Below are 26,315 nucleotides of genomic sequence, written 5' to 3'. Positions count from 1 at the left end.
GCGCGCAGTCTGTATGCTTACGGGGACGAGGGAGAAGGCCGCGATGGCATCCGCAACGCTTCCGCTTCTGGAAACGCTCATCGGTTTCGATACGGTTAGCCGTAATTCCAACCTAGGGCTGATTGAATGGCTGCGCGATCATTTCGCCGCCCTTGGCGTTTCCGCCACGCTGGTAACGGATAAGACCGGCACGAAGGCCAATCTTTGGGCAACCATCGGGCCGGAGGTAGACGGCGGCATCATTCTTTCCGGCCATACCGATGTCGTCCCAGTCGATGGGCAGGCCTGGACCTCCGACCCGTTTAAGGCCGTGATCCGCGACGGAAACCTTTATGGGCGCGGCGCCTGCGACATGAAGGGTTTCGTTGCCGCCGCCACCGCGATTGCCGAAACCGCCCGCAATGCCCCGCTGCGCCGCCCGCTGCATTTCGCGTTTTCCTATGACGAGGAAGTGGGCTGCATCGGCGTGCGCGATCTGCTGACCTTCCTTGATACGCTGCCCTATCGCCCGGCCGGGGTAATCGTCGGCGAGCCGACCGAGATGAAGATCGTTCTGGGCCATAAGGGCAAGCGCGCCTGGTGCTGCACGGTCAAGGGCCACGCCGTCCATTCGTCGCGCGCGCCGGAAGGGGTGAATGCGGTGGAAGGCGCCGCCCGCCTGATCGCCGAAATCGCCGGAATTTCCGCCGAGGTCCGCCGCAACGACCAGCCGGATGACGGGTTCGATGTCCCCTTCACCACGCTGCTGACCACCGTGATGGAGGGCGGCATGTCCACCAATACGGTGCCGGACCTCGCCCGCTTCGTCTTCGAATGCCGCCATTTGCCCGATACGGACCCGGAGGCAATTTTCGCCCGGATCCAGGCGTTTACCGACACAAACCTCGCCACCGACCGGCAGCGGGCAGAGATTCTGTTCGAAGAAATCACCAATTATCCCGGCCTAGCCGCCGATCCGGCGGATGGGTTCGTCGCCGCCATGTCGCGCTTTGCCTGCACCGCCGTGCCGCCGAAGGTCGCCTATGGCACCGAAGCCGGGCTGTTCCAGCGCGCGGGTATCCCCGCCTTGGTCTGCGGTCCCGGCTCCATCGCCCAGGCCCATCGCCCGGACGAGTTTTGCGCGCTCGATCAATTAGCCGCCTGCGACACTTTCTTGGCGCAGGTCGTCGAGAGCTTAACCGTTTAGCCCGAGCGCCCGGGGCGTAGGGCCGCCACCGTAATCCCGCGCGCGGCAAGGTCGGCGGGCATCGGCTGCCCCGCCGCCAGCGCCGCCGTGATCCGCGCCAGGGTCGGCGCCATCATAATCCCATAGCCGCCCTGCCCAATCAGCCAGAAGAAGCCCGGCACGGTTGGATCGAAGCCCGCCACCGGGTCGCCATCCGACACGAAACTGCGCAGGCCCGCCCAGGCGCGCGGGGCGCGTTTCACGCTCACCTGGGTATGGGTTTCCAGCCATTCGGCAGTGAGGGCGATATCCAGTTCTTCCGGCTGCACATCCTGAGGCGCAACCGGGGTTTCATCGCCGAGCGACGCCATCAGCGCCCCCGCTTCCGGCTTCAAATACGGCCCCTCGCCGACATATTCGACCAGCGGCAGACTTTCGACCGCAAGGCCCGGCGGCGCATCGACCGTCATCGCCGTGCGACGCTTCGGCACCAAGCCTTGCGGGGCGGCCCCGGCAAGCGCGCCGACCGCATCGCCCCAAGCCCCAGCAGCATTGATGACAACACGCGCGCGGACGGCAACCCCGCCCGCCATGACGATCCAGCCGTCGCCGTCGCGCCGCAGCGCCGTTACCGGGGCCGAACACTGCAAGGCCCCGCCCCGGCGCTTAACGCCGCGCAGATAGGCTTGATGCAGAGCATCCACATCCATATCCAGCACCCCCACCTCATAGGCGGCGGCGGTAAAACGCTCGGGCCGCATCAGCGGGGCTTTCGCCAACGCGGCATCGCGTGAGAGCGGCACAATCGGGTGATCCGGCGAAGACTGGGCAACGAGCGCCGCCAAAGCCGCCTCCTGCCCCGGTTTCGCCAGGGTCAGCGCCCCACGCGGCGATACCAAGGGCAGATCGGTGAAACCATCGGGCGGCGTAAAAAAGAACCCATAGCCCGCCGCGTTGATCTTGCGCACCAGGGGGCTACCGAAGTTGGCGGTATAGAGCGCCGCCGACCGGCCGGTGCTGTGATACCCCGGCTGTGCCTCCGCCTCGATCAGGCAAACGCTGCCCACCGCCGCCAGTTCGTAGGCTGCCGACGCGCCGGAAATCCCGGCCCCGATTACCAGAAAATCAACCGCATCCATTGCGTTTCGCGCTGCCTCTTCCATCCCTGCGGGCTTCTCCCGATCTTCGTCACCCTGCGCGTAAATTCGGCGTATCTGCAAGAAAAATAAAATTCATTGACATAATGAAAGAAAAACTTTCATCGTGAATCCCAGATCACGCAGGGGATACCAGCATGGCGGAACCCGTTCGACAGCGTTTGGAGGATTGTGCGCGCAGCGGCTCGAAGGCCGACCGGGCGCTCGCCACCTATATCCTGGCAAAAACCGCCTCCATCCCCTTTGAAACCGCCGCCACCCTAGCGGAAAAAGTGGGGGTGAGCGAACCCACGGTCGGGCGCTTCTGCCGCTCTCTGGGGTTCAAGAGCTTCAAGGATCTAAAAGAACAGTTCCGCCAAGATCTCGGCGATCGGCCCTGGTTGATCGCCGACCGGCTCAAGGAGTTTCAAGAACGCTCACTGGCCGGGGAAGACGCGCTGGCGCAATCGCTGCAGCTTGAAATCGCCGGTTTGGTGGCTGTCTACGAACTGGCGCGCAGCCCCGAATGGAAGCGGGTGGTGACGCGGCTGACGACGGCCCGCCGCGTCTTCGTTGCTGGGTTTCAGACGGAGCGGGCGATGGCGGATATGTTCGCCTATCAACTACAATATCTGCGGGATGGGGTGCAGCGCCTCGACCTTGCGGGCGGCAATTTCATCGAATTGCTGGCGACCGACCCTAGCGGCGTGTGCCTGGTGATGTTCGAAGCGCGGCGCTATTCGCGCTTGGCGCAGGTCTTGGCGCAGGAAGCCAAAAAAGCGGGCATTCCGGTGACCCTAATCACCGACGCTTTCTGTGCTTGGGCACCCGATCTGGTGGACGAAATGTTCACCGTGCCGACCGAATTCAACCTGTTTTGGGACTCAACCGCCCCAATGGCGAGCCTCGTCAATCTGATGATGAACGCCGTCTCCATCGAAATCGGCCCGAGTGTCGAGGCGCGGATGACCCGCGTGTCGCAGCTCTACAGCCATTTCACCGGCCATGTCGGCGATACCGGCGGGGCCGAGAAGTAAGCCTACCCATAAGAACGACCGGGGTCGCCCCGGCATTCCACGAACAGTTTCAGGTTTCACGCTGCCAAACCGGCATTTGGGGGAGTTTTTGCGATGCGTATGCTGTCACGGGCCGCGCTTTTATCCGCCGCCACTATTCTATCCGCTGCCCTGCCCGCCCTGGCCCAGGACGCGGTTTTCGCCGTTACCGCCCGCGAAGTGGGGGCACCGAGCTATAATCCGATCACCGGCACGCGCCTCAATAGCGCCAATTCGCTGATTTTCGACCGGCTGCTGTTGCAGGATGCCGACCAGAGTTTCCACGGGCTACTCGCCCAATCGTGGGACAGCACGCCGGACGGCATGATCTGGACCTTCAAGCTGAAGCCCGGCGTAAAGTTCCACGATGGCGAACCCTTCAATGCCAAGGTTATCGACTGGTGGATCCCGAAATTCGCGGGCACCGAGAACGCCTATATGGTGGAAGCCATCGATAAGGTGGAGATCGTTGACGATCTGACCTTCCGCTTCCTGATGAAAAAGCCTGACCCGAACCTGCTGTTCAACCTTGCTAGTTCCTTCATGGGCGTGCCGTCGCCAAAAGCCTATGACGCGCTGGGCGATAAGTTTGGCGTGACCGCCGCGACCGGCACCGGGCCGTTCAAGATGGAGAAATTCACCGTCGGTCAGGAAACCGTGCTGGTCCGTAACGAGGATTATAAATGGGGGTCGGACCTGTCGCAAAATCGCGGCCCGGCGAAACTGAAGAAAATCACCGTCCGCGAAATCGCCGACGATTCGACCGCCTTTCTGGAGCTTAAAACCGGCGGCGTCGATTTTCTGTATACCGTGCCGACCGATTTTCTGCCGCGTTTGAAGCAGGAAGCGGCGCTGAAGGTGATGGTCATCCCTGGCACCGAAGTCGTTTACATGCCGATCAACACCAGCGTCGAACCGTTCACCGATATTAAACTGCGCGCCGCTGCGGCCTATGCGATCAATCAGAAAGATATTTGGACGGCGCTCTACGGCGGCATCGGCAAGCCCGCCAACGGCTTCCTGATCAGCGGGTTGGAAGAAGCCAAGATCGACCCGAAATTCGCCATCGCCTACGATCCCGCCCGCTCCAAAAAGCTGCTGGACGAAGCAGGCTGGGTGCCGGGGCCGGATGGGATCCGCGCCAAGGGCGGCCAGAAGCTGCAGGTTAAGCTGTGGACGACCAACGGCACCGAATTCAAGCGCATCAGCGAAGCCGTGCAGGCCCAGTTGAAGGCGGTTGGTATCCTGGCCGACATTACCTTGTTCGACGCCAGCACGATCAATGCCCAGTATAAGAAGAAGACGGAACACCAGCTCGCGATCCGCAGCTATTCCTGGACCAATGCCGACATCATCGACTGGTTCTTCTCCGGCAAGCGCCTCGGTTATCCGAACGTGTCGATGCTGAACGATCCGAAGGCCGAAGAGCTGAACGATACGGCGATGAACAAGTCCCGCACCTGGAACGAGCGCGTGAAGAATTTCATCGCCTATCACGAATATGTTCTGTCGCAATACGCCTTCGCGCCGATCTATGAACCGGCCAACGTCTTCACCTATTCGGCCAAAAAGCTGAAGCTGCCAGAGGTGGTGCGCGGCACCCGCGTGACCAGCCAGACGATTCTGGACGCCGAACCCGTTAAGTAAGGCGGTCCGTTCCCCGGCGGCGATCCCCCCGGACGCCGCCGGGCCTCCCCCCTCCCTTGGGAGCCGTGGATGCTGGGTTATTTCCTGAAGCGGTTCGCCCTGCTGCTACCGGTGTTTTTAGCCATGTCGATGGTGATCTTCGCCATCGTCCATCTGGTGCCGGGCGACCCCATCGATCACATGCTGCAAATCGGCTCCTCCGTCGAACGGCGGGCGGAACTGATGGCGCAGCTTGGTTTCGACAAGCCCTTGCCGGTGCAATATGTCCTGTGGCTCGGGCGCATGCTGACGGGCGATTTCGGCACGGCGCTGATTTTAAAACAGCCGGTGCTCGATCTCATTCTGCAAAACCTGCCCTATAGCCTTGCCCTCGGTGGCCTGTCGCTGGCGGTTGCTATGACCTTGGGGGTTGCGACGGGCGCCCTCGCCGCGATTTTCCGTGATAGCTGGCTTGACCGGGCGGTGATGACGCTGATCCTGCTCGGCTCCACCGTCCCGGCCTTCTGGCTCGGGCTGCTGCTGATCCTGGGGTTCGCCGTGCAGCTTGAATGGTTCCCGGTTTCCGGCGCCCGCACCTGGGAGGCGCTGGTGCTGCCGGTCGCCACCATTAGCCTTGGTGGGATTGCCCTGGTCGCCCGCGTCACCCGTGCGGCGATGGGGGATATTGCCCGTCAGGATTTCGTGATGATGCTGCACGCCAAGGGCGTTCCCGCCTGGCAAATCTACCTCAAGCATATTTTGCGGCATGCGCTACTGCCCATCGTGACCTTGCTGGCGTTGAAGATCGGTTGGATTTTGGGTGGCGCCGTCACCATCGAATTCGTCTTCGCCCGCCCCGGCCTCGGCACGCTGCTGATCAACGCCCTAAGCCAGCGCGATTACCCATTGGTTCAAGGCTGCCTGCTGATGCTGGGCTGCGCCGTGCTGCTGGGCACGCTGCTGGGCGATCTCGTGCAAGTGCTGATGGACCCGCGCATGCGCGATAGGATTTCCTAAAATGGCCGTTCCCCTCGCCCTGCACCGCAGCCTTGCCACTCCGCGCGGGTTCATCCCTGCCGCCGTCCTGGTCTTGCTGGTGATCGCCGCGCTCTTTGCCCCGTGGATCGCCCCGGCGCCCTATGACACCCAAAGCCTGCCCAATGCCTATCTGCCGCCGAGCGCGGCTAATTGGTTGGGAACCGACGAATTTGGCCGCGATCTTTTCTCCCGCCTCGTCTATGGCGCGCGTATTTCGCTGGGGGTAGCCGTTTCCTCCGTCGCCGCTTGCGTTAGCTTGGGCGTGCTGCTGGGAGCGCTGGCGGGCTATTTCGGCGGCTGGTTCGACCGCATCGTCATGGCTGGGGTCGATATTACCTGGTCCTTCCCAGAAATCCTGATTGCCCTGGTGCTGATCGCGATTCTCGGGCCGGGCCTGGGGAGCACCGCGATTGCCATCACCATCGGCTATATGGCGCAGTTCGCGCGGCTGACGCGGGCACAGATCATTGCGCTGAAGGCCGAAACCTATATCGAGGCGACGGTGAACCTTGGCGCCTCCCACGGCCATATCCTGTTCCGCCACCTTATTCCCAACGCGCTAACGCCGGTGCTGGTCGCCGGGATGCTGGCAATCGGCGACGCCATTGTGCTGGAAGCCACCTTGGGCTTCTTTGGCCTGGGCGCCCAACCGCCGCTACCGAGTTGGGGGGCGATGCTGCACGGTGGCGTGGCGCAAATCTATCTCGCGCCTTGGGTGGTGATTTTCCCCGGCGTCACCATCGCTGTCACCGTCATCGCCATCAACCTGTTCGGCGACGCGCTGATCGACGCGCTCGACATCCGCAACCGCCTGAAGGAGCGCTGAGATGGCCCTTTTGTCGGTGCGCTCCCTCTCTGTCGCCATTGGCCCCGTTGCGCCGCTGGACGCCGTTAGCTTCGCGGTCGAAAAAGGCGAGGTCCACGGGCTGGTCGGCGAATCTGGCTCCGGCAAGTCCCTCACTGCGATGAGCGTCATGGGCCTGCTGCCCCGCTTGGGCGGGCGGATTACGGCCGGGCAGATCCTCTTTGATGGGCAAGACCTAACCCGCCTGCCGGAACGGCAGTATCGCGCCTTACGCGGCCACCGCATCGCGCTGATTTCCCAGAACCCGATGACCTCGCTCGATCCGATCCGCCCAGTCGGCCCGCAAATCGCCCAAGTCGCCCGCCTGCACCTTGGCCAGACCGAAGCGGCGGCGCGCGCCAAGGCGCTCGATTTGATGGGCCAGTTGCGCATCCCGGAGGCGGAAACCGTCTACCGCGCCTATCCTCACCAGCTTTCCGGCGGCATGAAACAGCGCATCGTCATTGCGATGGCGCTGATGGCCGACCCGGATTTGATCGTCGCTGACGAACCGACAACGGCGCTAGACGTGACCATCCAGGCGCAAATCGTCCAAATCCTCGCCGATCTTGTCGCCAGCCGGGGCCTCGCGCTGATGCTGATCACACACGATATGGGCGTCGTCGCGCAAATCTGTGACCGGGTGACGGTGCTCTATGCCGGGCGGGTGGCGGAAAGCGCGCCGGTTAGCGAGATTTTCGCCCGCCCGCAGCATCCCTATACCCGCGCGCTGATCGACTGCATTCCGCAGGAAAATCAGGCACCCGGCAGCCTACACGGCATTCCCGGCACCGTGCCGGGGGTGAAGGATTATCCCGGTGGCTGCCGCTTTCATCCGCGCTGCGCCGCCCGCCTGCCGGTTTGCGCAACCGATACGCCCGCCCTTTCCCCCGTTGGCACGGGTTTCACCGCCTGCTGGAACCCGGAGGGGGCCGCCCATGTCTGAGCTTCCCGTGCTGCGCGTCGAAAACCTAACGCGGGAATTCACCGCCAGCGGCGGCTTGTTCCGCCCAAAGCGCCGGATGCGTGCGGTTGATGCTGTGTCCTTCGATCTGCCGCGCGGCTCCGTCACCGGGGTTGTCGGCGAAAGCGGCTGCGGCAAATCCACCCTGGCGCGGCTGGTGCTGCGCCTGCTGGACGCCACCGATGGGCGGGTGATCTTCCAGGGGGAGGATCTGGGAAGCCTGCCCCCCGCCGCCCTGCGCCGGGCGCGGCGGCGAATGCAGATGGTCTTCCAAGACCCTTATTCCGCCATCGACCCGCGCTTCACCATCACCCGCGCGGTGCTGGAGCCGTTTCAGGTCCAGGGCCTGCCGCTTCTGCCGGCCGAGCAAGCGGACAAAGCCGCCAGCCTGCTGCGGATGGTCGGCCTCGATCCCGCCTTGGCGGAGAAATATCCGCACCAGCTTTCCGGCGGGCAGAAACAGCGCGTTGGCATCGCCCGCGCGTTGGCACTGGAGCCGAGTTTTCTGGTGCTGGACGAACCCACCGCCTCGCTCGATGTGTCGATCCAGGCGCAGATCATCGCGCTCCTGGAAGACCTGCGCGACCGGCTGGGACTAACCTATTTGTTCATTTCCCACGATCTCGGGCTGGTGCGCTACACCTGCGACCGGATCATCGTCATGTACCTGGGGTCGATTGTCGAAATCCTGCCGACCGCCCAGGCCCGCCCGCGCCATCCCTACACAGTGGCGCTGATGGACAGCAGCTTCGCCCCCGATCCTGGCCAGCGCAAACGGGTAGCGCGGCTGTCGGGCGAAATTCCCAGCGCGTGGCAGCGCCCACCCGGCTGCGCCTTCGCCGCCCGCTGCCCGAGCGCGAGCGACCACTGCCGCACCACCCGCCCCACCCTCTCGGCAGACCATCACCCGACCGCCTGCCACCACCCCAGCGCCTGACCGCCCCGGAGCTGCCCGATCATGAGTTTCCGCGTCCTGACCGCCGAATTTTCCCACGAAAGCAATACGTTCAGTCAACGGCCGACCGATCTGGCCGCCTTCCGCGACCGCTATTATTTCGTCGGGGCGGATGCCATTGCCGAACGTGGGACCGCCAATACCCCGCTCGCCGGGTTTCTGAAAATTGCCCGCGCCGAAAATTGGACCGTCCACCACGCGATCAGCGCTGGCGCCACCCCATCCGGTCCGGTCACGCGCGAGGCGTATGAGCATGTCGCCGCCGTCATCGTTAATGCGGCGAAGATTCTGCGCGGCAGCCTCGACGGTATTCTGCTCGGTCTGCACGGCGCGATGGTCGTAGCCCATGTGGAGGATGGCGAGGGCGAGTTACTGGAGCGGCTGCGCTCCATCGTCGGCCCGGATCTGCCCATTGGCATCACGCTCGATCCGCACGCCAATGTGACGGAACGGATGGTCCGCCTCGCCACCGCCATTGTGTCCTACAAAACCTATCCGCACGTCGATATGCGCGAGTGCGGCGAGCAGGCCGCCCGCATCATCGGGCGGACGATGGCCGGGGAAATCCGCCCCGTCACCCTTTGGGAGAAACTGCCGATGCTGGAAGAAGCGACCGGCGGGCGCACCGACATCGGCCCGATGGTTCCGCGCATCGCCGCCGCCCGTGCCTATGAGACGGAGCCGGATGTTTTCGCTGTCAGCGTCAACGGCGCCTTCCCCAATGCCGATATTGCCGACGTGGGACCGAGCGTCTTGGTGACCTGCCAGGGCGATCTGCCGAAGCACCAAGCCTTCATCCGTGGGCTGGCGGCGGATATTTGGGAGAAGCGCGCCGACCGAGGCGCGCCGCTGCTGAGCGTGGACGCCGCCGCCCGTTACGCCAAAACCTTCAATGTCAGCAAAGGCCCGCTGGTCATCGCCGATTTCGCCGATAATCCTGGCGGCGGCGCCTATGGCGACTCAACGGCCCTGCTGGCCGCCCTAATCGCGGCAGACGTGCAGGATGCGTGTTTCGCCCCAATCTTCGACCCCGAGAGCGTGGACTTGCTGAGCAAGCATCAGCCGGGCGATACCGTGCGCTTGAAGCTGGGCGGTAAGACCGATGCCCGCTTCGGCGGCGGGCCGCTCGATCTCTCGGTCACGCTGATTGGTCTCTTCGATGGGACTTACGTGGGGCACGGCCCGATGATGGGTGGCCTGAAGGGCAGCTTCGGCCCCAGTGCCACCGTGCGCATCGGCGGCATCGAGGTGCTGGTGGTCAGCAACGTCACCCAGGTGCTCGACCTTGCGCAGTTCCAAGCCTTCGGCATCGAACCGACCGAACGGCGCGTTGTGGCGCTGAAATCCATGCAGCATTTCCGCGCCGCCTTCGACCCCATCGCGGGGGAGGTTATCGTCTGCGACAGCGGCGCGCTCTGCACCCCCGACCTGACCAAAATGCCCTATAGCCGTGCCCGCCGCCCGATTTACCCGTTGGAGGCCGACACGGCCTGGGTTTAATCGAGCAACGACGAGAGGAACTGCCGCAACTCGGCCGTCGCGGGGCTGCCGAACAAGGCCTCCGGCGGCCCCATTTCATGGACGCGACCCTGGTGCATGAAAATCACCCGGTCGGCGACCTTGCGGGCGAAGTTCATTTCGTGGGTCACCATCAGCAGGGTCATGCCTTCGTCGGCCAAGCGTTCGACGACGCGCAGCACCTCGCCGACCAATTCGGGATCGAGGGCGGAGGTAATTTCATCGCACAGCAGCACCCCCGGCTCCATCGCCAGCGCGCGGGCAATGGCGACGCGCTGCTGCTGCCCGCCAGAAAGCTGGTCGGGCATCGCGTCGAATTTTTCCGCCAACCCCACCCGGTCCAACAGCGCCCGCGCCTGGGCGGCCGCTTCTGCCTGATCGCGCTTTTTCACCAGCGTCGGCGCCAGCATGATATTGCGGCCCACCGTGAGGTGCGGAAACAGGTTGAAGCTTTGAAAAATCATGCCGACGCGCTGGCGCAAGGCCCGCATCGCCGCCTGACTATCGTGTACCAGCGGCTTGCCATCGACGGTTAGGGCACCGTCCTGAAACACTTCCAGCCCATTGATGCAGCGCAGCAGCGTGCTTTTGCCCGATCCGCTCTTGCCGATGATGGCAATGACCTCGCCGCGCTTGACCTCAAGGTCGATGCCCTTCAACACCTCGACCTCGCCATAGGATTTGCGCAGCGCCGTGATTTGAACGATCGGCGGTTCGTAAACGGCAGCGTCAGCGGCGGACGGCATGGAGCTTCCTTTCAAGGAATTGCGCGTAAAGGCTGATCGGGTAGCACAGGGCGAAATAGAGCAGACCGACGCAGGCAAAGACGGTGAAGGGGGCATAGGTGACGTTGGAGATCATGTTCCCCGCCCGCGTCAGTTCGACAAAGCCGACGACGGAGGCGAGCGCCGTCCCTTTGATCACCTGCACCAGAAACCCAACCGTCGGCGGTACCGCCACCCGCAGCGCCTGGGGCAGGATCACATAGCGCAATTGTTCACCAAAGCTGAGCGCCAGGCTTTGCGAAGCCTCCCACTGGCCTTTCGGCACGGATGCCACGCAACCGCGCCAAATTTCGGTCAGAAAGGCGCTGGTATAGAGGGTGAGCGCCGCCGAAACCGAAACCCAGGGCGATACTTTGATGCCAAACATGCCAATGCCGAAATAGGCGAGGAAAATCTGCATCAATAGCGGCGTGCCCTGGAACACCTGCACATAGCGCGCGACGGAAACCTCGATCCAGCGCTTACCGGTTAGTCGCGCCACCAGCAGCCCACCGCCGACCAACCCGCCGCCGATAAAGGCAATCAGCGACAGCACCACCGTCCAGCGCGCCGCCAGCAACAGATTGCGGATAATGTCCCAGAGGGAGAAATCGACCATTGCCTATCTCCCAAAAATAAAGCGCGGCCCGGCCCGGGTCAGCAGACGGCGGAGCGCCACGGCCAGCAGCAGATAGAGGATCGTCGCGACGATATAGGCTTCGAAGGTATGGAAATTTTTCGCCTGGATGACGTTGGCAGCGTAGCTCAATTCCTCCGTCGCGATCTGACCGCAGACGGCAGACCCGAGCATGACGATAACGCATTGCGAGACGAAGGCGGGCCAAACGCGCTTCAAGGACGGCGGCAGCACGATATAGAAGAACACCTGTACGGGGCTAAGCGCGAGGCTTACCCCCGCCTCCGTCTGGCCCTTTGGCGTTGCCATCAGGCCCGCGCGGATGATTTCGGTCGAATAGGCGCCGAGGTTCAGCACCATCGCGATGACGGACGCTACCTCCGGCGACAGGCGCACGCCCAGGGACGGCAACCCGAAGAAGATGAAGAAAAGCTGCACGATAAAGGGCGTATTGCGGATTGCCTCCACATAGGCCCCCACGGGCCAACGCAGGCCCTTCGGCCCGTAAGCCCGCGCCCAAGCGCAAAGAATGCCGAGGGTAAAGCCGATAATCAGCGACACCGCCGTCAGCCCGACCGTCCAGGCAATGCCTTTTAACAGGAACGGCCATTGGCTAAGAATGGCCCAAAAATTCAGATCGACCTGCATTCACCCTCCCGCCGAACCGGATAGGCCGGGGGCAATGGCCCCCGGCAGGATCGCGTTAGTTCGACAGGGGCAGATCGCCCGCCGGACGGCCCAACCACTTCTGGGAGAGTTTTTCGAGCGTGCCGTCGGCCTTGGCCGCCAGAATAATCTCGTTCACTTTGGCGCGCAGCGCGTCTTCACCCTTGGCGACGCCGATGTAGCAGGGGCTATCCTTGATCAGCAGCTTATATTCCGACCCCAATTGCGGGTTTTTCTGCGCAATTAGCCCGGCGTTCGAAATGCTGGTGGCGATCACCTGGGTTTGCCCAGCGACATAGGCGGCCGAGGCGGCGGCCTGATCTTCATAGCGTTTGAAATCCATCGACGCCGGGCCGACCTTGACCAACTCCTGCTCCTCCATCGCCCCCTTGGCGACGGCGATGGTCTTACCACCGAGATCGTCGAAGCTCTTGATCGACAGCGATTTGGGGCCAAAGACTGCCTGGAAGAACGGCGCATAGGCATGGGTGAAATCGATCACCTTCATCCGCTCCTCGTTCTTACCAAGGGTCGAGATGACGAGATCGACCTGCTTGGTCTGGACGTAGGGGATGCGGTTGGCGCTGGTCACCGGAACGGTTTCGAGCTTAACGCCTAATTTTTCAGCAATCAGTTCTGCCACAGCAATATCGAGGCCCTGGGGCTTCAGGTCGAGGCCGACGAACCCATAGGGCGGATAATCGGTCGGCACGGCGATCTTGATCGTTTTCGTCTTGGTGATCGTCTCCAGCAACGACTGTGCACCAGCCGTCCCAGCCACCAGAACCCCGGCGATCAGGCCAACCCCGGCCACCATACCCTTGAGGAAAACGCGCTTCGAAACACTCATCGGCCACTCCACCGGGGAAAACGTCAGAACCCCCGGTCCGCCCCCGGAAGGCCCGGCGGGGCGCTACTGCCCCGCGTTTTCCCAACGATGCAAAGCCTAGGCCAGCCAGACATAGTTTCGACACATCGGCTAAGGCGCGCGGGACGTCCCAGCCTTAACCCGCCGCAGCGGGATGGAGCTTTCGATACTGGAGACGCAGGCCAGCCGGGTCAGATCCGAGGTTAAAAACCGTTCGAACCCGGCCAGATTCTCGGTCACGATCCGCAGCAAATAATCGCGGTTGCCGGTCATCAACCAACAATCGACCACCTCGGGAAAGGCCCGTACCGCCGCTTCGAACTGCGCCAAGGCCTGATCCACCTGACGGTCGAGTTTGACGGACACAAAGACCGACACCGAATAGCCGAGGGCGGCTTCGTCCAACAGGGCCGAATAGCCGGTGATTACCCCCGCCGCCTCCAACTGCTTTACCCGGCGCGCCACCGGGGTTGGACTTAGGCCGATCTGCTCGCTGAGGTCTTGAATGGACATACGGCCATCGTCGCGCAACGCGCGGAGGATTTTCACGTCAAAACTATCAAACTTAGGGTTTTCCACTGACTATGAACCATATTAGAGCGTTTTCCTCTTAATCCTAGGGCTTTTTAAGCCGTCTTTGCAAGGACACGCTGGGGCGCTTCGGGGCATGCTGGAGAGAGAAAACCGAGGAAGCCGCCATGACGCCATCGCCCTTAAAAATCGTCGAACGCCGCTTGCAGTGGCTGTCGCATTGGATGATCCATCACGCCAATCACCTGCGCCCGAAGCAGGACGGTATTAAGATCGGCGGGCATCAGGCCTCCTCGGCCTCGATGGTCTCGATCCTCACCGCGCTGTATTTCTCGGCGCTGCGCCCGGAAGACAGGGTGGCCGTCAAGCCCCACGCGGGGCCGGTCTTCCACGCTATGCAGTATCTCATGGGGCGGCTGGACGTCGAAAAACTGAAGAACTTCCGCGGCTATGGCGGGGTGCAAAGCTACCCCAGCCGCACGAAGGATACCGATGACGTGGATTTTTCCACCGGTTCCGTCGGTCTCGGCGTCGCCATCACCAGTTTTGCTTCGATCCTTCAGGATTATATCGCCAGCAAACCCTGGGGCGCCGACATTAAGCCGGGGCGGATGATCGCCTTAATGGGCGATGCCGAGGTCGATGAAGGCAATGTGCATGAATGCTTGCAGGAAGGCTGGAAGCACGATTTGCGCAATGTTTGGTGGATCATCGATTATAACCGCCAGTCGCTGGATGGCGTCGTCCACGAAGGGCTGTGGGCCCGCATCGAACGGATTTTCGAAGCCTTCGGCTGGGACGTGGTGCGCGTCAAATATGGCGCCCTGCAACGCGCCGCCTTTGCCGAACCCGGCGGCGAACAGTTGCGCGCCTGGATCGACGCTTGCCCGAACGATCTATATGCCGCCCTCACCTATCGCGGCGGCGCCGTTTGGCGCGAGCATTTGATGAGCGACCTTGGCGATCAAGGGGCGGTAACCGCGCTGATCGATCGGCGCAGCGACGCCGATCTGGCGGCGCTGATGGAAAATCTCGGCGGTAACTGCGTCGAAACCCTGGCCGAAGTTTTCGCCAGCATCACCCATGACCGGCCCGTCTGCTTCCTAGCCTATACGATCAAAGGCTGGAATACGCCGATTGCGGGCCATAAGGATAATCACGGCGGTCTGATGACGCCGGAGCAAATGCGCGACTGGCAAACCCATATGGGGGTGCCGGTTGGCCAGGAGTGGGCCCCCCTCGCCGGCGTCGCCGATCCCGATGGCCTGCGGGCCTTTCTAGCGCAGGTACCGTTTTTCGCCGCTGGCCCCCGCCGCCTGACCGATGCACGCATCCCGGTTCCGGCGCTCGCCGCCCCGGCAGCGAAAGAGATTTCGACCCAGATGGCCTTTAGCCGCCTGCTGGACGACATTGGGCGCGACGCCTCCCCCCTCGCCGAACGGATCGTGACCACCTCCCCCGACGTGACGGGTACCACCGGCCTTGGGCCCTGGGTCAATCGGCGCAAACTCTGGGCGCGGCATGATAAGGCCGACCTGTTTCGCACGCAGAAAATTCCCTCCACCGCCAAATGGGACTTCTCCCCCGCCGGGCAGCACATCGAACTCGGCATCGCGGAAATGAACCTCTTCCTGCACCTCGGCGCGGCAGGATTGACCGAATCGCTGTTCGGCAAACGGCTGCTGCCCATCGGCACGGTTTACGATCCCTTCGTCTGCCGGGGTCTCGATGCGCTGACCTATGCCTGCTACCAGGATGCCCGCTTTATGATCGTCGGCACCCCCTCCGGCGTAACGTTGGCACCGGAGGGCGGGGCGCATCAATCGATCAATACGCCGCTGATCGGCCTGTCGCAGGATGGTCTCGCCGCCTTCGAACCGGCCTTCGCCGCCGAACTGGCGGCGATCATGGCCTGGAGCTTCGATTTCATGCAGCGGGACGGCGGCCCCGCCCGCGACCCACGCACCGGTCTGGCCGACGATAAAGGCAGCGCCGTCTATCTGCGCCTCACCACCCGCCCGCTGGAACAGCCGCCGCTGCCGGAAGCTGGGTTCCGCGATGGGGTGCTGGCGGGCGGCTATTGGTTGCGCCCGCCAGGGCCGAACTGTGAAACCGTGATCGCTTATCAGGGGGCCGTCGCGCCAGAAGCGATTGCCGCCGCCGCCCAGATTGCGCAAAAGCGCCGGGACGTCGGCCTGCTCGCCATCACCTCCGCCGACCGGCTGCACGCGGGCTGGCTGGGCGCCCAACAGCTTCGCCAAGCGGGCCAGACGGCGGACTGCGCCGTTGAACGCCTGCTCGCCCCGCTTCCCCGGCACTGCCGGATCGTCACTGTTCTCGACGGTCATCCGGCGACGCTGGCTTGGTTAGGCGGGGTGCTTGGGCATCGCACGATCGCGCTCGGCGTCGATCATTTCGGCCAAACCGGGACCATCGGCGACCTCTATCGCCACTTCGGCATCGATACGGCGGGCATCGTCCGGGCGGTGTCTAGCCTGACGCCCGGCGCGCCGATTTCCTGATCCACGTCAAGCGATCAAGCGGGGGGCCGCGCAAACCGGCCCCCTATCGGCGCGGCCCATAGCAGGTTTATAATCGTAAATCTATTAACCATGCCAAACCCGATATGGTTAATTCTGAAAATGGTATTGGACGCCCTCCCCGCACCTGCTTATCGTTTAATTCGTCCTTAAAAATAAATCTGACCAGCGGAAAACGCGGCAGTGAAAGGCGGAGGAACGACAGAATGCAGAGCAATAGGACGATGGCCTAAGCGCCAATCGTCGTCCCAGAGACAGTTCTAATCCTGACCGGCCCAAATCCTTTGTTTGGGCGGAACAGGCTTGTACTGCCCCAAAATTCCCCAAAACGCCCCACCGATCAACATCAGATCGGCGGAGGATTGTTGCACCCAAAAAAACTGTGACCCAAGGAAGGAAATGTCATGACGCGGACCAAAATTTCGGCGCTGCTGGTCGGTGCCTCGCTCGCCGTGCTCTCGACCGGTGCCAGCGCCCTCACCATCGGCTTTTCGCAGATCGGGTCAGAAAGCGGCTGGCGCACGTCGGAAACCGAATCGATCAAGGCCGAAGCCAAGAAGCGCGGGATCGACCTGAAATTTTCCGATGCGCAGCAGAAGCAGGAAAATCAGATTAAGGCGCTGCGCAGTTTCATCGCCCAGGGTGTCGACGGCATTCTGCTGGCCCCGGTGGTCGAAACCGGCTGGGATCAAGTGCTGAAGGAAGCCAAAGACGCCAAAATCCCGGTGGTTCTGGTCGATCGCGGTGTGAAAGTCGCCGACGAATCGCTCTATCTGACCAAGGTCGCGTCGGATTTCGTGGAAGAAGGCCGCTTGGCCGCGGCTTGGCTGGCAACCCGCACCAGCGGCAAGTGCCGCTATGTGGAACTTCAGGGCACCGTTGGCTCCAGCGCCGCAATTGACCGCAAGAAGGGCTTCGAAGACGTGGTGAAACTGTTCCCGCGCATGGAACAGGCCCGGTCGCAAAGCGGCGATTTCACCCGCTCTGGCGGTAAGCAAGTAATGGAAAGCTTCCTGAAGGCCGAAGACGGCGGTAAGGCCCTCTGCGCCGTTTATGCCCATAACGACGATATGGCCCTCGGCGCCATTCAGGCGATCAAGGAAGCCGGGCTGAAGCCGGGCAAGGATCTGTCGATCATCTCTATCGACGCCGTGCCGGATATCTTCAAAGCGATGGCCGATGGCGATACCAACGCCACCATCGAGTTGAACCCGCATCTCGGCGGCCCGGCCTTCGATGCGATTGACGCCGCCAAGGCGGGCAAGCCCGTCGCGAAGTGGATCAAGGCCCAAGGCCCGCTCTATCTGCCGGATACGGCGGCGGACGAGTATAAGCGCCGCAGCGCCCAGTAATCGGCTCCCCCTGGGGTCGGGCCGGTTTCTAATCGACCGCCCGGCCCCTTTTTCGCGTTTTATGACGAAGGGGCTGCTATGACATCGCTGCCGCCCGTACTGACCCTAACGGGTATTACCAAGCGTTTTCCGGGGGTCTTGGCCCTCGATGGCGTCGATTTCGACCTTTACCCCGGCGAAGTGCATGCCTTGCTCGGGGAAAATGGCGCTGGAAAATCGACGCTGATCAAGGTTCTCACCGGTCTCTATCGCCGCAATGGCGGCGCGATGCGCCTGGACGGCGCCGAGATCAACCCGCGCAGCCCGCAGGACGCGCAGGCGCTGGGCATTAGCACGGTTTATCAGGAAGTGAACCTGGTGCCGACGCTGACGGTTGCCGAAAACCTCACCCTCGGGCGCCAACCGCGCCGCTTGGGGTTGATCCGCTGGGGCGCCGCGCGGGCGGAGGCGGAAGCGCTGCTCAAGCCGCTCGGCCTGTCGCTTGATGTCGGGCGGTTGCTAGGGTCGTACTCCATCGCCATTCAACAGATGGTCGCCATTGCCCGCGCACTCGCCGGGGATGTGAAAATCCTGATTCTGGACGAGCCGACCGCCAGCCTCGATACCCATGAGGTCGAGGTGCTGTTCGATCTGCTGCGCCGCCTGAAGGCGCGCGGCATCGCTATCGTCTTCGTCACCCATTTTCTTGATCAGGTCTATGCGCTGTCCGACCGCATCACAGTTTTGCGCAACGGTAAGCGCGTCGGCACCGCCCGTGCCGCCGATCTGCCCCGGCGCGAGCTGGTGCAATGGATGCTGGGCCAGCATGTCGACGCCGTGACCGCTCATCGCAGTGCGGAGGCGAAGGCGCCGGACGGCCCGCCGCGTCTGGTGGCCGAAGGCATCGGCAAACGGCATATGCTGGAGAGTGTCGATCTCAGCGTTCACGCCGGGGAAGTGGTCGGCTTGGCCGGGTTGCTCGGGTCGGGTCGGTCAGAAACGGTGGAACTGCTGTTTGGCGCTGCCCGCCGCGACCGGGGGCGCGTGCTGCTGGACGGGGCGGCGGTCGATATCCGCTCCCCCCGCCAAGCGATCCGCCACGGCTTCGCCTTCTGCCCGGAAGACCGCAAGCACCACGGTATCGTTGCCGACCTATCGGTGCGCGAAAATATCATTCTGGCCCTGCAAGCCCGCCAAGGTTGGCTGAAGCGCGTGCCCCACGCGACCCAGCAGGCGATTGCGGCGGAGATGATCGACGCGCTCGGCATCCGCACCCCCGATGGCGAAAAGCCGGTGGGGCAGCTCAGCGGCGGCAATCAACAGAAGGTCATTCTGGCCCGTTGGCTGATCACACACCCCAAGCTGTTGCTGCTCGACGAGCCGACGCGCGGCATTGATGTCGGCGCCCACGCCGAAATCATGACGCTCATCCGCAAACTCTGTGCGGAGGGGATGGCCCTACTGCTCGTTTCCTCCGAACTTGAGGAAATCACCGCCGTGGCCGACCGGGTTGTCGTGCTGCGCGACCGCCGCCGCGTTGCCGAACTGACCGGCGCGGGGGTGACGGAAGCCGGAATTATCGAGGCTATCGCCCAATGACCCCGAAACTCTCGTTGCAAAACCGGCGTTGGTTGCTGCCGGTAGCGGCGCTGCTGCTGATCTTGGCGGCCAATCTTGTGCTGTCGCCCGGCTTTTTTGCCTTACGCATCGTCGATGGCCATTTGTTCGGCAGCACGGTGGATATTGTTCACCGCGCCGCCCCCCTGGGTTTCGTCGCCCTCGGCATGGCGGTGGTGATTGCCACCGGCGGGATTGATCTCTCGGTCGGCGCCATTATCGCGATTTGCGGCGCGGTTGCCGCCGTCTTATTACGCGCGGGTGATCTATCCCCCACGGCAATTCTGCTGATTGTGCTGATGGTTGGTGTCGCTTGCGGCCTGTGGAACGGGTTCCTGGTGGCGTTTTTGGAAATCCAGCCCATCGTCGCCACCTTGATCCTGATGGTGGCCGGGCGCGGCATTGCGCAGATGATTACCGACGGCCAGATCGTCACCTTCCATAGCGCGGTCATGGATTTTCTCGGCAGCGGGTATCTGCTGGGGATCCCGTCGCGGGTGTGGCTGCTGGCGGTTTTCGCCGTTCTCGCCGGGTTGCTGTTACGGCGCACCGCGCTCGGGCTGTTTCTCGAAGCCGTGGGCGGCAATGCCGCCGCCAGCCGCCTTGCCGGGATCGAAGCGCGCGGGGTACGGCTGGCGGCCTATGCCTTCTCCGGTCTCTGTTCGGCGCTGGCAGGCATTATCCTGACCGCCGACATTCGCGGGGCGGATGCTAATAACGCCGGACTGTGGCTCGAACTCGATGCGATTTTGGCCGTGGTCATCGGCGGCGCTAGTTTGATCGGCGGGCGCTTCTCCCTCGGCCTCACCCTGATCGGCGCGCTGGTGATCCAAAGCCTGACCACCTCGATCTTGGTCAGCGGCCTGCCGCCGCAATATACGCTGGTCGTGAAAGCTGTGGTGATTTTGCTGGTGCTGTTCCTGCAATCGCCGCGCCTCGGCCTGCTCGGTTTCGCCCGGCGCTAGGAGGCTGGAGATGCTTAAGAACGAACGCCTAATCCCGCTCGCCGCGACTCTGCTTGTCTTTCTGCTGCTCTATGGTCTGGGGATGGTACAGTACCGCAATTTTGCCTCCACTCTGGTGCTCGGCAATCTATTGACCGATAACGCTTTTCTGATCACGGCGGCGATTGGCATGACCTTCGTCATCCTGTCGGGCGGGATCGATCTCTCGGTCGGCTCCATGATCGCCTTCGTCGGCGTCGGCTTTGCCCTGCTGGTCACGCAAGCGGGCTGGCACCCGCTGGCCGCCGCCGGGGCGGCGCTGGTCTTCGGCGTCGCATTTGGGGCCGCGATGGGCTGGCTGATCGAAGCCTTCGATATTCAGCCCTTCATCGTCACCCTGGCCGGGATGTTCCTGCTGCGCGGGCTGGCCTTCGGGTTAACGCTGGAATCCATCGCCATCCAACACCCGTTTATCGACATGCTGGCCGGGGTGCGCGTGCCATTGCCGGGGCGCGGCGGGCTGACGGTCGGCGCGCTGATCATGCTGGCGGCGCTGGCGGGTGGCCTGATTCTCGCCCATTGGACCCGGTTCGGCAGCAATGTCTATGCTTTGGGCGGCGACCGCACCTCGGCGGTGCTGCTGGGGGTGCCGGTACGGCGCACGGTGATCGGGATTTACGCGCTCAGCGGCTTTTACAGCAGCCTCGCCGGGATTCTCTACACGCTCTATACCGCCTCCGGCTATCCGCTGGCGGCGGTGGGGGTGGAGCTTGACGCCATCGCCGCCGTCGTCATCGGCGGGACGCTGCTGACCGGCGGGGTCGGCTATTTGCTGGGCACCTTGTTCGGCGGGCTGATCCAAGGGGTGATCCAGACGCTGATTGCCTTCGACGGTAGTTTGAATTCCTGGTGGACGAAGATCGCCGTCGGCGGCTTGCTGTTCGCCTTCATCGTCTTCCAGCGCGGCATCGCCCGATCCTTCGCCAGCCTGCGGCGGGGGGCGGCATGATGCGGCGTAGTCTTGCGGTCTTGGACGATCAGACGGTCGAAGTCGTTACCCTGGTTCAGGGCGCGTTGCGTGCCGAAATCCTAACCCTTGGCGCCACCGTGTGGGATCTGGTGCTGACCCTGCCGGAGGGGCCGCGGCCCTTGGTGTTGAAACACGCCGATCCACTCGGCTACCTCAGCAATCCCGCCTATCTTGGCGTAACCGCCGGGCGTTATGCCAACCGCATCGCACAAGGGCGCTTTGAGCTGGATGGGCAGCGCTACGAGGTCGATTGCAACGAAAAAGGCCGCCAGCATCTGCACGGCGGCACCAGCGGCGTTTCGCGGAAAAACTGGTCCGTCGTCGCGGTTTCAGACAACTCAGTGACGCTGGAACTGCTCTCGCCAGCAGGGGATAACGGGTTCCCGGGCACGGCGCGCTTGCAGTGCCGCTACACGCTGGACGCCCCGGCGACCTTGCGCGTCGAGTATCAGGCCGTCAGCGATGCCGTAACGGTGATGAACCTCGCCCATCATTCCTATTTCACGCTGCAACCGGGCAGCGACAGCCGCGACCATCGCTTAGAAATCGCCGCCGATTTCTACACCCCCGTCGATACCGACCTGATCCCGACGGGGGAAATCCGCCGGGTGGCCGAAACACCCTTCGATTTCCGCACGCTGCGCCGAATCCGGCAGGCGCCGGATCATCCTTACGATATCAATTTCGTGCTGCGCAAACCCGCCGGGCACTTCGGCCCCATCGCCCGGCTGATCGGCCCGGATGAGCGGCTATCCTGCGCGATTTGGACCGATGCGGCAGGGCTTCAGGTCTATGATGGCCACGGTCTGCCAACGCCGCACGGCGCTTACGCGGGCTTGGCGCTCGAGCCGCAGTTCTTCCCCGATAGCCCGAACCAGCCGCATTTCCCCTCCGCCCGTTTGGCACCCGGGGACAACTACACGCAGCGGACGGAGTATCGGCTCGCACCCCTGTGATCAGCACAGAGCCGACGAAAGATCGTATCGAGTTGAAGATTTTGGAGCGGGTGAAGGGAATCGAACCCTCGTCGTAAGCTTGGGAAGCTTCTGCTCTACCATTGAGCTACACCCGCACGGCGCATGTCCGCGCGTCAGTGACAGTCTTATAGGCAAGCCCGCGCCGGGATGCAAGCCCGGAAGGCGGAGAGGATCAGGACCGCCGACGAGAGGCAAAACCCGTGGCTTTCCCGCATCAATGCGGCAATTTCGCAACGAAAGCGGCGAATCCATCGGGTGGAGAGCCACGTGATACATCTTCGCGTCGGTTCAGGCTTGCTCCCCCGGCGCGCGCGCATTAGAAATGGCACCATGAGTTTAAAGGTTGAGGCTCGCCCTCAAGCGCTGGCGCGCCCGGGCTTGGGCGAGACAAAAAAGGAGAATGCGATGAAGTCGGTTAAGCTGCTCGGTGTTGTTGCCGGTCTGGCCCTTCTGTCGGGCTGCGGCGCTTTGGATATCGACGCGCTGCGCGGCACTACCGAGCCGTCGCAGGGCACTGCCTTCACTAAGGCACTCACCACCGAATATCGGTCGCTGACGATTTTCGAAGCCGATGAAATGAAGGATTGGCCGGATGCCTATACCTTCGCGGCGAAGGGCTTGGCCGCCTCGCGCGGTGAAAACGTGCTGCCGGAAGTGCTGACCAATTGGTCGCTGACCCCGGAAAAGGCCCAGGAACTCGGCACCGCCCGCGCGAAGCTGATCCAGGCGCTGGATGCCAATGCCCGCACCACCAAGCCGGCGATTGCCGCGAAGGCCCAAGCGGCTTTCGATTGCTGGGTTGAGCAGGAAGAAGAAGCCTTCCAGTTGGCCGATATCGCGTCGTGCCGTGGCACCTTCGAACACGCCCTGGCCCAGTTGGTGACCCCGGTTGCCACCCCGGCCCCGGCCCCGGCGCAGCCCGCTGCGCTCAGCAAGAACTTCATCATCTACTTCGCTTGGGATAGCGCGCGTCTCGATGCCGCTGCCCTGCGCATCATCGATGAAGCCTCGGCCTCGGCGAAAGCCACGGGCAACGCCCGCATCACCATCGTCGGTCATGCCGACCGCTCGGGGACGCCGGAATATAACACCCGCCTGTCGCTGCGTCGTGCCGATGCGGTCCGCAGCGCGCTGGTCGCCAAGGGCATCGCCACCGAACGCACCTCGGTCACCGCGCTCGGCGAAACCGAACCCGCCGTTCCGACGGCGGATGGCGTGCGCGAAGCCCGCAACCGTCGCGTTGAACTGACCATCCGCTAAACTGCGGCCAGTCAGTCCTAGCCTATATGGCGCCGGTCCCTTCGGGGATCGGCGCTTTTGTTTTTGCAGGGGGGGCGCTAGGCTGGGCCCGAATGATCACCGCCCCCGCTGAACGGGGCCGCCAAGGAACCGAACCCCTTACCATGTACCGCGCCACCACCCGTGCCATCACCGTGACCGTGCAGCCGACGTTTCTGGAAGATCAGTCGGAACCTGGGGAAGGCCGCTTTGTTTGGGCCTATCACATCCGCATTGAAAATGACGGCGACCGCACCGTGCAGCTTCTGAACCGCCATTGGGAGATTACCGATGCGCTGGGGCGGCGGCTGGAGGTGCGCGGGGCGGGCGTGGTTGGCGAACAGCCGGTGCTAAAGCCGGGCCAGGCTTTCGAATATACCAGTGGCACGCCGCTGGCGACGCCCTCGGGCATCATGGTCGGCAGCTATGAGATGGAGGCCGAGACCGGCGAACGGTTTGAAATTGCCGTCCCCGCCTTCTCGCTCGATTCCCCGCACGCGGTCGTTCGGCTGAATTAACCCCGTACAGCGCTTGACTTTGTGGGTAGGGGCGCCATGTCTCAAAGGCTTGCAGGCGCCAACCTGCTGAAAGGTTCGGCAGACTGACTCCACGGGATGGGTTTCCGGCCCGCGCGTCGGACGAAAGGATTGATCGTGAACGCATTCATTACCCCTAAAACTGACCTTGTTTCCTCCGAAGCGGTGACTGAGGCGCCCCGCCCTAGCCGGGAGGAGGCTGAAGCCGCCGTGCGCACGCTGCTGCGCTGGGCGGGGGATGATCCCAGCCGCGAAGGGCTGGTCGATACGCCCGCCCGCGTTGTTCGCGCGTATGAAGAATGGTTCGCCGGCTATGCGGTCGATCCGAAGGATATGCTGCAACGCACCTTCGAAGAAACCGACGGCTACGACGAAATGGTGCTGCTGCGCGATATTCGCTTCGAATCCTACTGCGAACATCATGTGGCGCCGATCATCGGCAAGGCCCATATCGCCTATCTGCCGAAAAACCGCGTTGTCGGCATCTCCAAGCTGGCGCGGGTGGTGGAAGTTTTCGCTAAACGCCTGCAAATCCAGGAAAAGATGACGGCGCAGATCGCCAATGTGCTGGACGAGGTGTTGCAGCCGCTCGGTGTCGCTGTGGTTATCGAAGCGCAGCACCAGTGCATGACGACGCGCGGTGTGCACAAGCCGGGCGTGGCGATGGTGACCAGCCGTATGCTCGGCGCCTTCCGCAGCAATATCGAAACCCGGCGTGAATTTCTGGCGCTGATCAGCCAGCCGGGTCTAAGCTCCTCAGCGGTATAAATATTGCGCGGGCGGGGGAAACCCTGCCCGCCACCGCCAAGGAAAATTATCGTGCCGCATGGTATCCGCCTGACTGCACGGGAATGGCTCGACCGTCTGGTCGCCTTCCCGTCCGTATCTTCCGACAGCAATATGGATTTGATCCGCTGTGTGGGGGAGTATCTTGAAAGCTGGCACGTCCCCTTCCGCCTCACTCAATCCGTCGATGGTCATAAGGCCAATCTCTTTGCCACGATTGCCGCCCACGATGGGGAAGCAACGCGGGGCGGGTTAGTGCTCTCCGGCCATACCGATGTCGTGCCGGTCGCGGCGCAGAACTGGACCAGCGATCCCTTTACGGTCACCGAACGCGGCGGGCTGCTGTATGGGCGCGGCACGTCCGATATGAAGGGCTTTTGTGCCGTCGCCCTGGCGCAAATTCCGGCGTTAGTGGCCAATCCGCTGCCGGTGCCGCTGCATATCGCCCTATCCTGCGACGAGGAAACCGGCTGCCAGGGTGTGCCGTCGCTGCTGGTCGATTTGCTGGCGGAAGGAATCCGCCCGCGCGCGGCGATTATCGGCGAGCCGACCCTGATGCAGGTCGTGAACAGCCATAAAGGCTGTTACGTGATGGAAGCGCTGATTACCGGCATTCCCGCCCATTCCAGCCAGCCCCATCGCGGCGTATCGGCCATTTCGGCAGCGGCCAAGCTGATCGAGGTGATCGAAGCCGAAGACCGCGCCGCCCAGGCCCGCGCCCAGGACGGCAGCGACTTCGCCCCGCCCCGCTCCTCCGTCACCGTCACGATGATCGACGGCGGCACGGCTACGAACATCATTCCGGGCCGCTGCCGCGTCGCCTGGGATCTGCGGCTTGCCCCCTGGGATCGGGCGGAGGAGATTCTTGGGCGCATCCGCGCCAAGGTGGAAGAAGACATCCGCCCCGCCCTGAAGGCCCAGCACCCGGACGCCGATATCGAGATCCGCGCCCTTGCCACCGTGCCGCCGTTGCGCCCCGATCCCGACTCGGCGCTGGAGCGCTTGGCCTTGACGCTGACCGGCCATAACCGCGCGATTGCGGTCTCTTACGCGACGGAAGCCGGGCTCTTCCAACAGGACGGCATGGATACGGTGATCTGCGGCCCCGGGTCGATCGATCAGGCCCATCAGCCCGATGAGTTTATCGATCCAGTGCAGCTCGACCTCTGCGCCGATTTCCTCAATCGGCTGTTCGATAAGCTCCGCACTGGGGCTTTGACCACATAAACAAAAGGGGGCCTGCGTGGCCCCCTTTTTCCATTGGTCGGTGTCATACCCGCCTTAATCGTCGTGGCGCCCCTGGTTCATCCAATTGCGCATATTGCTGACGAAGACTTCCGGGTTCTTTTCGACGAGCTTATTGATCTGCTTAACGAGAGAAACCCGCACGCCGCCATCGACCCCGCGCAGTTTCATCTCGATTTCCTCGGCCAGCGGATCGCGCTCGGCGCCAGGAACGGGCATCGGGGGTTTGGCCATGATGAAACCTCGCTCGGTAAACTCTGGCGC

General features: G+C 63.1%; 25 protein-coding genes and 1 tRNA gene. 18 read left to right on the top strand and 8 right to left on the bottom strand.

What is annotated here, in order from left to right:
• Positions 1–43 precede the first annotated feature (43 nt).
• Positions 44–1,186: an acetylornithine deacetylase gene (gene argE, locus CHR90_RS08540; RefSeq protein WP_212668651.1), complete on the top strand. Its 1,143-nt coding sequence runs from the start codon at positions 44–46 to the stop codon at positions 1,184–1,186.
• On the opposite strand, the gene CHR90_RS08535 is transcribed toward argE (CHR90_RS08540), so the two are convergent.
• Positions 1,183–2,304 carry an NAD(P)/FAD-dependent oxidoreductase gene (locus tag CHR90_RS08535; protein ID WP_094408559.1) on the bottom strand — a complete coding sequence of 374 codons (1,122 nt, stop codon included), beginning with the start codon at positions 2,302–2,304 and terminating at the stop codon, positions 1,183–1,185. The two genes, argE (CHR90_RS08540) and CHR90_RS08535, sit on opposite strands and share 4 nt — an antisense overlap.
• A 155-nt stretch (positions 2,305–2,459) precedes the next feature.
• On the opposite strand from CHR90_RS08535, the gene CHR90_RS08530 reads away from it, so the two are divergent.
• The 7 genes from CHR90_RS08530 to CHR90_RS08500 all read left to right on the top strand — a co-directional run bounded on the left by CHR90_RS08530 (position 2,460) and on the right by CHR90_RS08500 (position 10,283).
• Positions 2,460–3,338: a MurR/RpiR family transcriptional regulator gene (locus CHR90_RS08530; RefSeq protein WP_094408558.1), complete on the top strand. Its 879-nt coding sequence runs from the start codon at positions 2,460–2,462 to the stop codon at positions 3,336–3,338.
• Between the two features lie 93 nt (positions 3,339–3,431).
• Positions 3,432–5,003 carry an ABC transporter substrate-binding protein gene (locus tag CHR90_RS08525; RefSeq protein WP_094408557.1) on the top strand — a complete coding sequence of 524 codons (1,572 nt, stop codon included), beginning with the start codon at positions 3,432–3,434 and terminating at the stop codon, positions 5,001–5,003.
• A gap of 69 nt (positions 5,004–5,072) precedes the next feature.
• On the top strand, positions 5,073–5,999 hold the full coding sequence (locus CHR90_RS08520) for an ABC transporter permease (protein ID WP_094408556.1): 927 nt from the start codon (positions 5,073–5,075) through the stop codon (positions 5,997–5,999).
• 1 nt (position 6,000) lies between these two features.
• The gene (locus CHR90_RS08515) at positions 6,001–6,846 is read left to right on the top strand and encodes an ABC transporter permease (protein ID WP_094408555.1); all 846 of its coding nucleotides are present in this window, start codon (positions 6,001–6,003) and stop codon (positions 6,844–6,846) included.
• Between the two features lies 1 nt (position 6,847).
• Positions 6,848–7,810 carry an ABC transporter ATP-binding protein gene (locus tag CHR90_RS08510; RefSeq protein WP_094408554.1) on the top strand — a complete coding sequence of 321 codons (963 nt, stop codon included), beginning with the start codon at positions 6,848–6,850 and terminating at the stop codon, positions 7,808–7,810.
• The gene (locus tag CHR90_RS08505; protein ID WP_094408553.1) at positions 7,803–8,765 is read left to right on the top strand and encodes an ABC transporter ATP-binding protein; all 963 of its coding nucleotides are present in this window, start codon (positions 7,803–7,805) and stop codon (positions 8,763–8,765) included. Before CHR90_RS08510 ends, CHR90_RS08505 begins: the two co-directional genes overlap by 8 nt.
• A 21-nt stretch (positions 8,766–8,786) precedes the next feature.
• Entirely contained in the window at positions 8,787–10,283 is a 1,497-nt protein-coding gene (locus CHR90_RS08500; protein ID WP_094408552.1) for a M81 family metallopeptidase, read from the top strand.
• Here the strand turns inward: CHR90_RS08500 and CHR90_RS08495 are convergent.
• From CHR90_RS08495 to CHR90_RS08475, 5 genes are all read right to left on the bottom strand, one after another.
• Positions 10,280–11,047 carry an amino acid ABC transporter ATP-binding protein gene (locus CHR90_RS08495; protein ID WP_094408551.1) on the bottom strand — a complete coding sequence of 256 codons (768 nt, stop codon included), beginning with the start codon at positions 11,045–11,047 and terminating at the stop codon, positions 10,280–10,282. The two genes, CHR90_RS08500 and CHR90_RS08495, sit on opposite strands and share 4 nt — an antisense overlap.
• Complete coding sequence (locus CHR90_RS08490) at positions 11,031–11,684, bottom strand: amino acid ABC transporter permease (RefSeq protein WP_094408550.1); 654 nt, start codon at positions 11,682–11,684, stop codon at positions 11,031–11,033. Before CHR90_RS08490 ends, CHR90_RS08495 begins: the two co-directional genes overlap by 17 nt.
• Before the next feature lie 3 nt (positions 11,685–11,687).
• Positions 11,688–12,350: an amino acid ABC transporter permease gene (locus CHR90_RS08485; RefSeq protein WP_094408549.1), complete on the bottom strand. Its 663-nt coding sequence runs from the start codon at positions 12,348–12,350 to the stop codon at positions 11,688–11,690.
• A 55-nt stretch (positions 12,351–12,405) separates the two neighbouring features.
• Positions 12,406–13,218 carry a transporter substrate-binding domain-containing protein gene (locus CHR90_RS08480; RefSeq protein WP_170941352.1) on the bottom strand — a complete coding sequence of 271 codons (813 nt, stop codon included), beginning with the start codon at positions 13,216–13,218 and terminating at the stop codon, positions 12,406–12,408.
• Positions 13,219–13,347: 129 nt separating this feature from the next.
• Positions 13,348–13,785 carry an Lrp/AsnC family transcriptional regulator gene (locus tag CHR90_RS08475; protein WP_229671543.1) on the bottom strand — a complete coding sequence of 146 codons (438 nt, stop codon included), beginning with the start codon at positions 13,783–13,785 and terminating at the stop codon, positions 13,348–13,350.
• Positions 13,786–13,934: 149 nt separating this feature from the next.
• Here CHR90_RS08475 and CHR90_RS08470 point away from each other — a divergent pair, with 149 nt between their 5' ends.
• The 6 genes from CHR90_RS08470 to CHR90_RS08445 all read left to right on the top strand — a co-directional run bounded on the left by CHR90_RS08470 (position 13,935) and on the right by CHR90_RS08445 (position 22,185).
• A complete protein-coding gene (locus CHR90_RS08470) occupies positions 13,935–16,289 on the top strand; it encodes a transketolase (RefSeq protein ID WP_094408547.1) in 2,355 nt (784 codons plus the stop codon).
• 422 nt (positions 16,290–16,711) lie between these two features.
• Positions 16,712–17,659 carry an ABC transporter substrate-binding protein gene (locus CHR90_RS08465; protein WP_094408546.1) on the top strand — a complete coding sequence of 316 codons (948 nt, stop codon included), beginning with the start codon at positions 16,712–16,714 and terminating at the stop codon, positions 17,657–17,659.
• Between the two features lie 78 nt (positions 17,660–17,737).
• A complete protein-coding gene (locus CHR90_RS08460) occupies positions 17,738–19,237 on the top strand; it encodes a sugar ABC transporter ATP-binding protein (RefSeq protein ID WP_094408545.1) in 1,500 nt (499 codons plus the stop codon).
• Positions 19,234–20,220, top strand: coding sequence for an ABC transporter permease (locus CHR90_RS08455; protein ID WP_094408544.1), 987 nt, complete (start codon positions 19,234–19,236; stop codon positions 20,218–20,220). The genes CHR90_RS08460 and CHR90_RS08455 overlap by 4 nt, the downstream gene beginning before the upstream one ends.
• Positions 20,221–20,230: 10 nt before the next feature.
• Complete coding sequence (gene yjfF / locus CHR90_RS08450) at positions 20,231–21,208, top strand: galactofuranose ABC transporter, permease protein YjfF (protein ID WP_094408543.1); 978 nt, start codon at positions 20,231–20,233, stop codon at positions 21,206–21,208.
• Positions 21,205–22,185 (top strand): aldose epimerase family protein, encoded by a 981-nt coding sequence (locus tag CHR90_RS08445; protein ID WP_094408542.1) that lies wholly within the window; start codon positions 21,205–21,207, stop codon positions 22,183–22,185. The genes yjfF and CHR90_RS08445 overlap by 4 nt, the downstream gene beginning before the upstream one ends.
• A gap of 42 nt (positions 22,186–22,227) precedes the next feature.
• Here CHR90_RS08445 and CHR90_RS08440 read toward each other — a convergent pair.
• Positions 22,228–22,301 (bottom strand) — tRNA-Gly (locus CHR90_RS08440).
• A 310-nt stretch (positions 22,302–22,611) separates the two neighbouring features.
• On the opposite strand from CHR90_RS08440, the gene CHR90_RS08435 reads away from it, so the two are divergent.
• The 4 genes from CHR90_RS08435 to argE (CHR90_RS08420) all read left to right on the top strand — a co-directional run bounded on the left by CHR90_RS08435 (position 22,612) and on the right by argE (CHR90_RS08420) (position 26,033).
• Positions 22,612–23,466, top strand: a complete 855-nt coding sequence (locus CHR90_RS08435) for an OmpA family protein (RefSeq protein WP_170941351.1) — start codon at positions 22,612–22,614, stop codon at positions 23,464–23,466.
• A 143-nt stretch (positions 23,467–23,609) separates the two neighbouring features.
• Entirely contained in the window at positions 23,610–24,002 is a 393-nt protein-coding gene (gene apaG / locus CHR90_RS08430) for a Co2+/Mg2+ efflux protein ApaG (protein ID WP_094408678.1), read from the top strand.
• Between the two features lie 147 nt (positions 24,003–24,149).
• Positions 24,150–24,788: a GTP cyclohydrolase I FolE gene (gene folE / locus CHR90_RS08425; protein WP_229671549.1), complete on the top strand. Its 639-nt coding sequence runs from the start codon at positions 24,150–24,152 to the stop codon at positions 24,786–24,788.
• 51 nt (positions 24,789–24,839) lie between these two features.
• Positions 24,840–26,033 carry an acetylornithine deacetylase gene (argE, locus tag CHR90_RS08420; protein WP_212668650.1) on the top strand — a complete coding sequence of 398 codons (1,194 nt, stop codon included), beginning with the start codon at positions 24,840–24,842 and terminating at the stop codon, positions 26,031–26,033.
• A gap of 54 nt (positions 26,034–26,087) precedes the next feature.
• Here the strand turns inward: argE (CHR90_RS08420) and CHR90_RS08415 are convergent, their stop codons facing one another.
• Positions 26,088–26,285: a hypothetical protein gene (locus CHR90_RS08415; protein ID WP_094408539.1), complete on the bottom strand. Its 198-nt coding sequence runs from the start codon at positions 26,283–26,285 to the stop codon at positions 26,088–26,090.
• Positions 26,286–26,315: the final 30 nt, after the last annotated feature.

Origin of the sequence: Elstera cyanobacteriorum (assembly GCF_002251735.1) — a bacterium.
GTDB lineage: Bacteria > Pseudomonadota > Alphaproteobacteria > Elsterales > Elsteraceae > Elstera > Elstera cyanobacteriorum.
The sequence above is the reverse complement of the archived record's forward strand: the minus strand, read 5'-3'. Positions and strand labels throughout refer to the sequence as shown.

Coding starts and splice junctions, on each gene's coding strand:
- CHR90_RS08435 (WP_170941351.1), top strand. CDS start 22,612: ATGAAGTCGGTTAAGCTGCTCGGTGTTGTTGCCGGTCTGGCCCTTCTG.
- yjfF (WP_094408543.1), top strand. CDS start 20,231: ATGCTTAAGAACGAACGCCTAATCCCGCTCGCCGCGACTCTGCTTGTC.
- CHR90_RS08500 (WP_094408552.1), top strand. CDS start 8,787: ATGAGTTTCCGCGTCCTGACCGCCGAATTTTCCCACGAAAGCAATACG.
- apaG (WP_094408678.1), top strand. CDS start 23,610: ATGTACCGCGCCACCACCCGTGCCATCACCGTGACCGTGCAGCCGACG.
- CHR90_RS08490 (WP_094408550.1), bottom strand. CDS start 11,684: ATGGTCGATTTCTCCCTCTGGGACATTATCCGCAATCTGTTGCTGGCG.
- CHR90_RS08460 (WP_094408545.1), top strand. CDS start 17,738: ATGACATCGCTGCCGCCCGTACTGACCCTAACGGGTATTACCAAGCGT.
- CHR90_RS08480 (WP_170941352.1), bottom strand. CDS start 13,218: ATGAGTGTTTCGAAGCGCGTTTTCCTCAAGGGTATGGTGGCCGGGGTT.
- CHR90_RS08470 (WP_094408547.1), top strand. CDS start 13,935: ATGACGCCATCGCCCTTAAAAATCGTCGAACGCCGCTTGCAGTGGCTG.
- CHR90_RS08495 (WP_094408551.1), bottom strand. CDS start 11,047: ATGCCGTCCGCCGCTGACGCTGCCGTTTACGAACCGCCGATCGTTCAA.
- CHR90_RS08465 (WP_094408546.1), top strand. CDS start 16,712: ATGACGCGGACCAAAATTTCGGCGCTGCTGGTCGGTGCCTCGCTCGCC.
- CHR90_RS08445 (WP_094408542.1), top strand. CDS start 21,205: ATGATGCGGCGTAGTCTTGCGGTCTTGGACGATCAGACGGTCGAAGTC.
- CHR90_RS08455 (WP_094408544.1), top strand. CDS start 19,234: ATGACCCCGAAACTCTCGTTGCAAAACCGGCGTTGGTTGCTGCCGGTA.
- CHR90_RS08525 (WP_094408557.1), top strand. CDS start 3,432: ATGCGTATGCTGTCACGGGCCGCGCTTTTATCCGCCGCCACTATTCTA.
- CHR90_RS08505 (WP_094408553.1), top strand. CDS start 7,803: ATGTCTGAGCTTCCCGTGCTGCGCGTCGAAAACCTAACGCGGGAATTC.
- argE (WP_212668651.1), top strand. CDS start 44: ATGGCATCCGCAACGCTTCCGCTTCTGGAAACGCTCATCGGTTTCGAT.
- CHR90_RS08485 (WP_094408549.1), bottom strand. CDS start 12,350: ATGCAGGTCGATCTGAATTTTTGGGCCATTCTTAGCCAATGGCCGTTC.
- CHR90_RS08535 (WP_094408559.1), bottom strand. CDS start 2,304: ATGGATGCGGTTGATTTTCTGGTAATCGGGGCCGGGATTTCCGGCGCG.
- CHR90_RS08510 (WP_094408554.1), top strand. CDS start 6,848: ATGGCCCTTTTGTCGGTGCGCTCCCTCTCTGTCGCCATTGGCCCCGTT.
- CHR90_RS08515 (WP_094408555.1), top strand. CDS start 6,001: ATGGCCGTTCCCCTCGCCCTGCACCGCAGCCTTGCCACTCCGCGCGGG.
- CHR90_RS08415 (WP_094408539.1), bottom strand. CDS start 26,285: ATGGCCAAACCCCCGATGCCCGTTCCTGGCGCCGAGCGCGATCCGCTG.
- CHR90_RS08520 (WP_094408556.1), top strand. CDS start 5,073: ATGCTGGGTTATTTCCTGAAGCGGTTCGCCCTGCTGCTACCGGTGTTT.
- CHR90_RS08530 (WP_094408558.1), top strand. CDS start 2,460: ATGGCGGAACCCGTTCGACAGCGTTTGGAGGATTGTGCGCGCAGCGGC.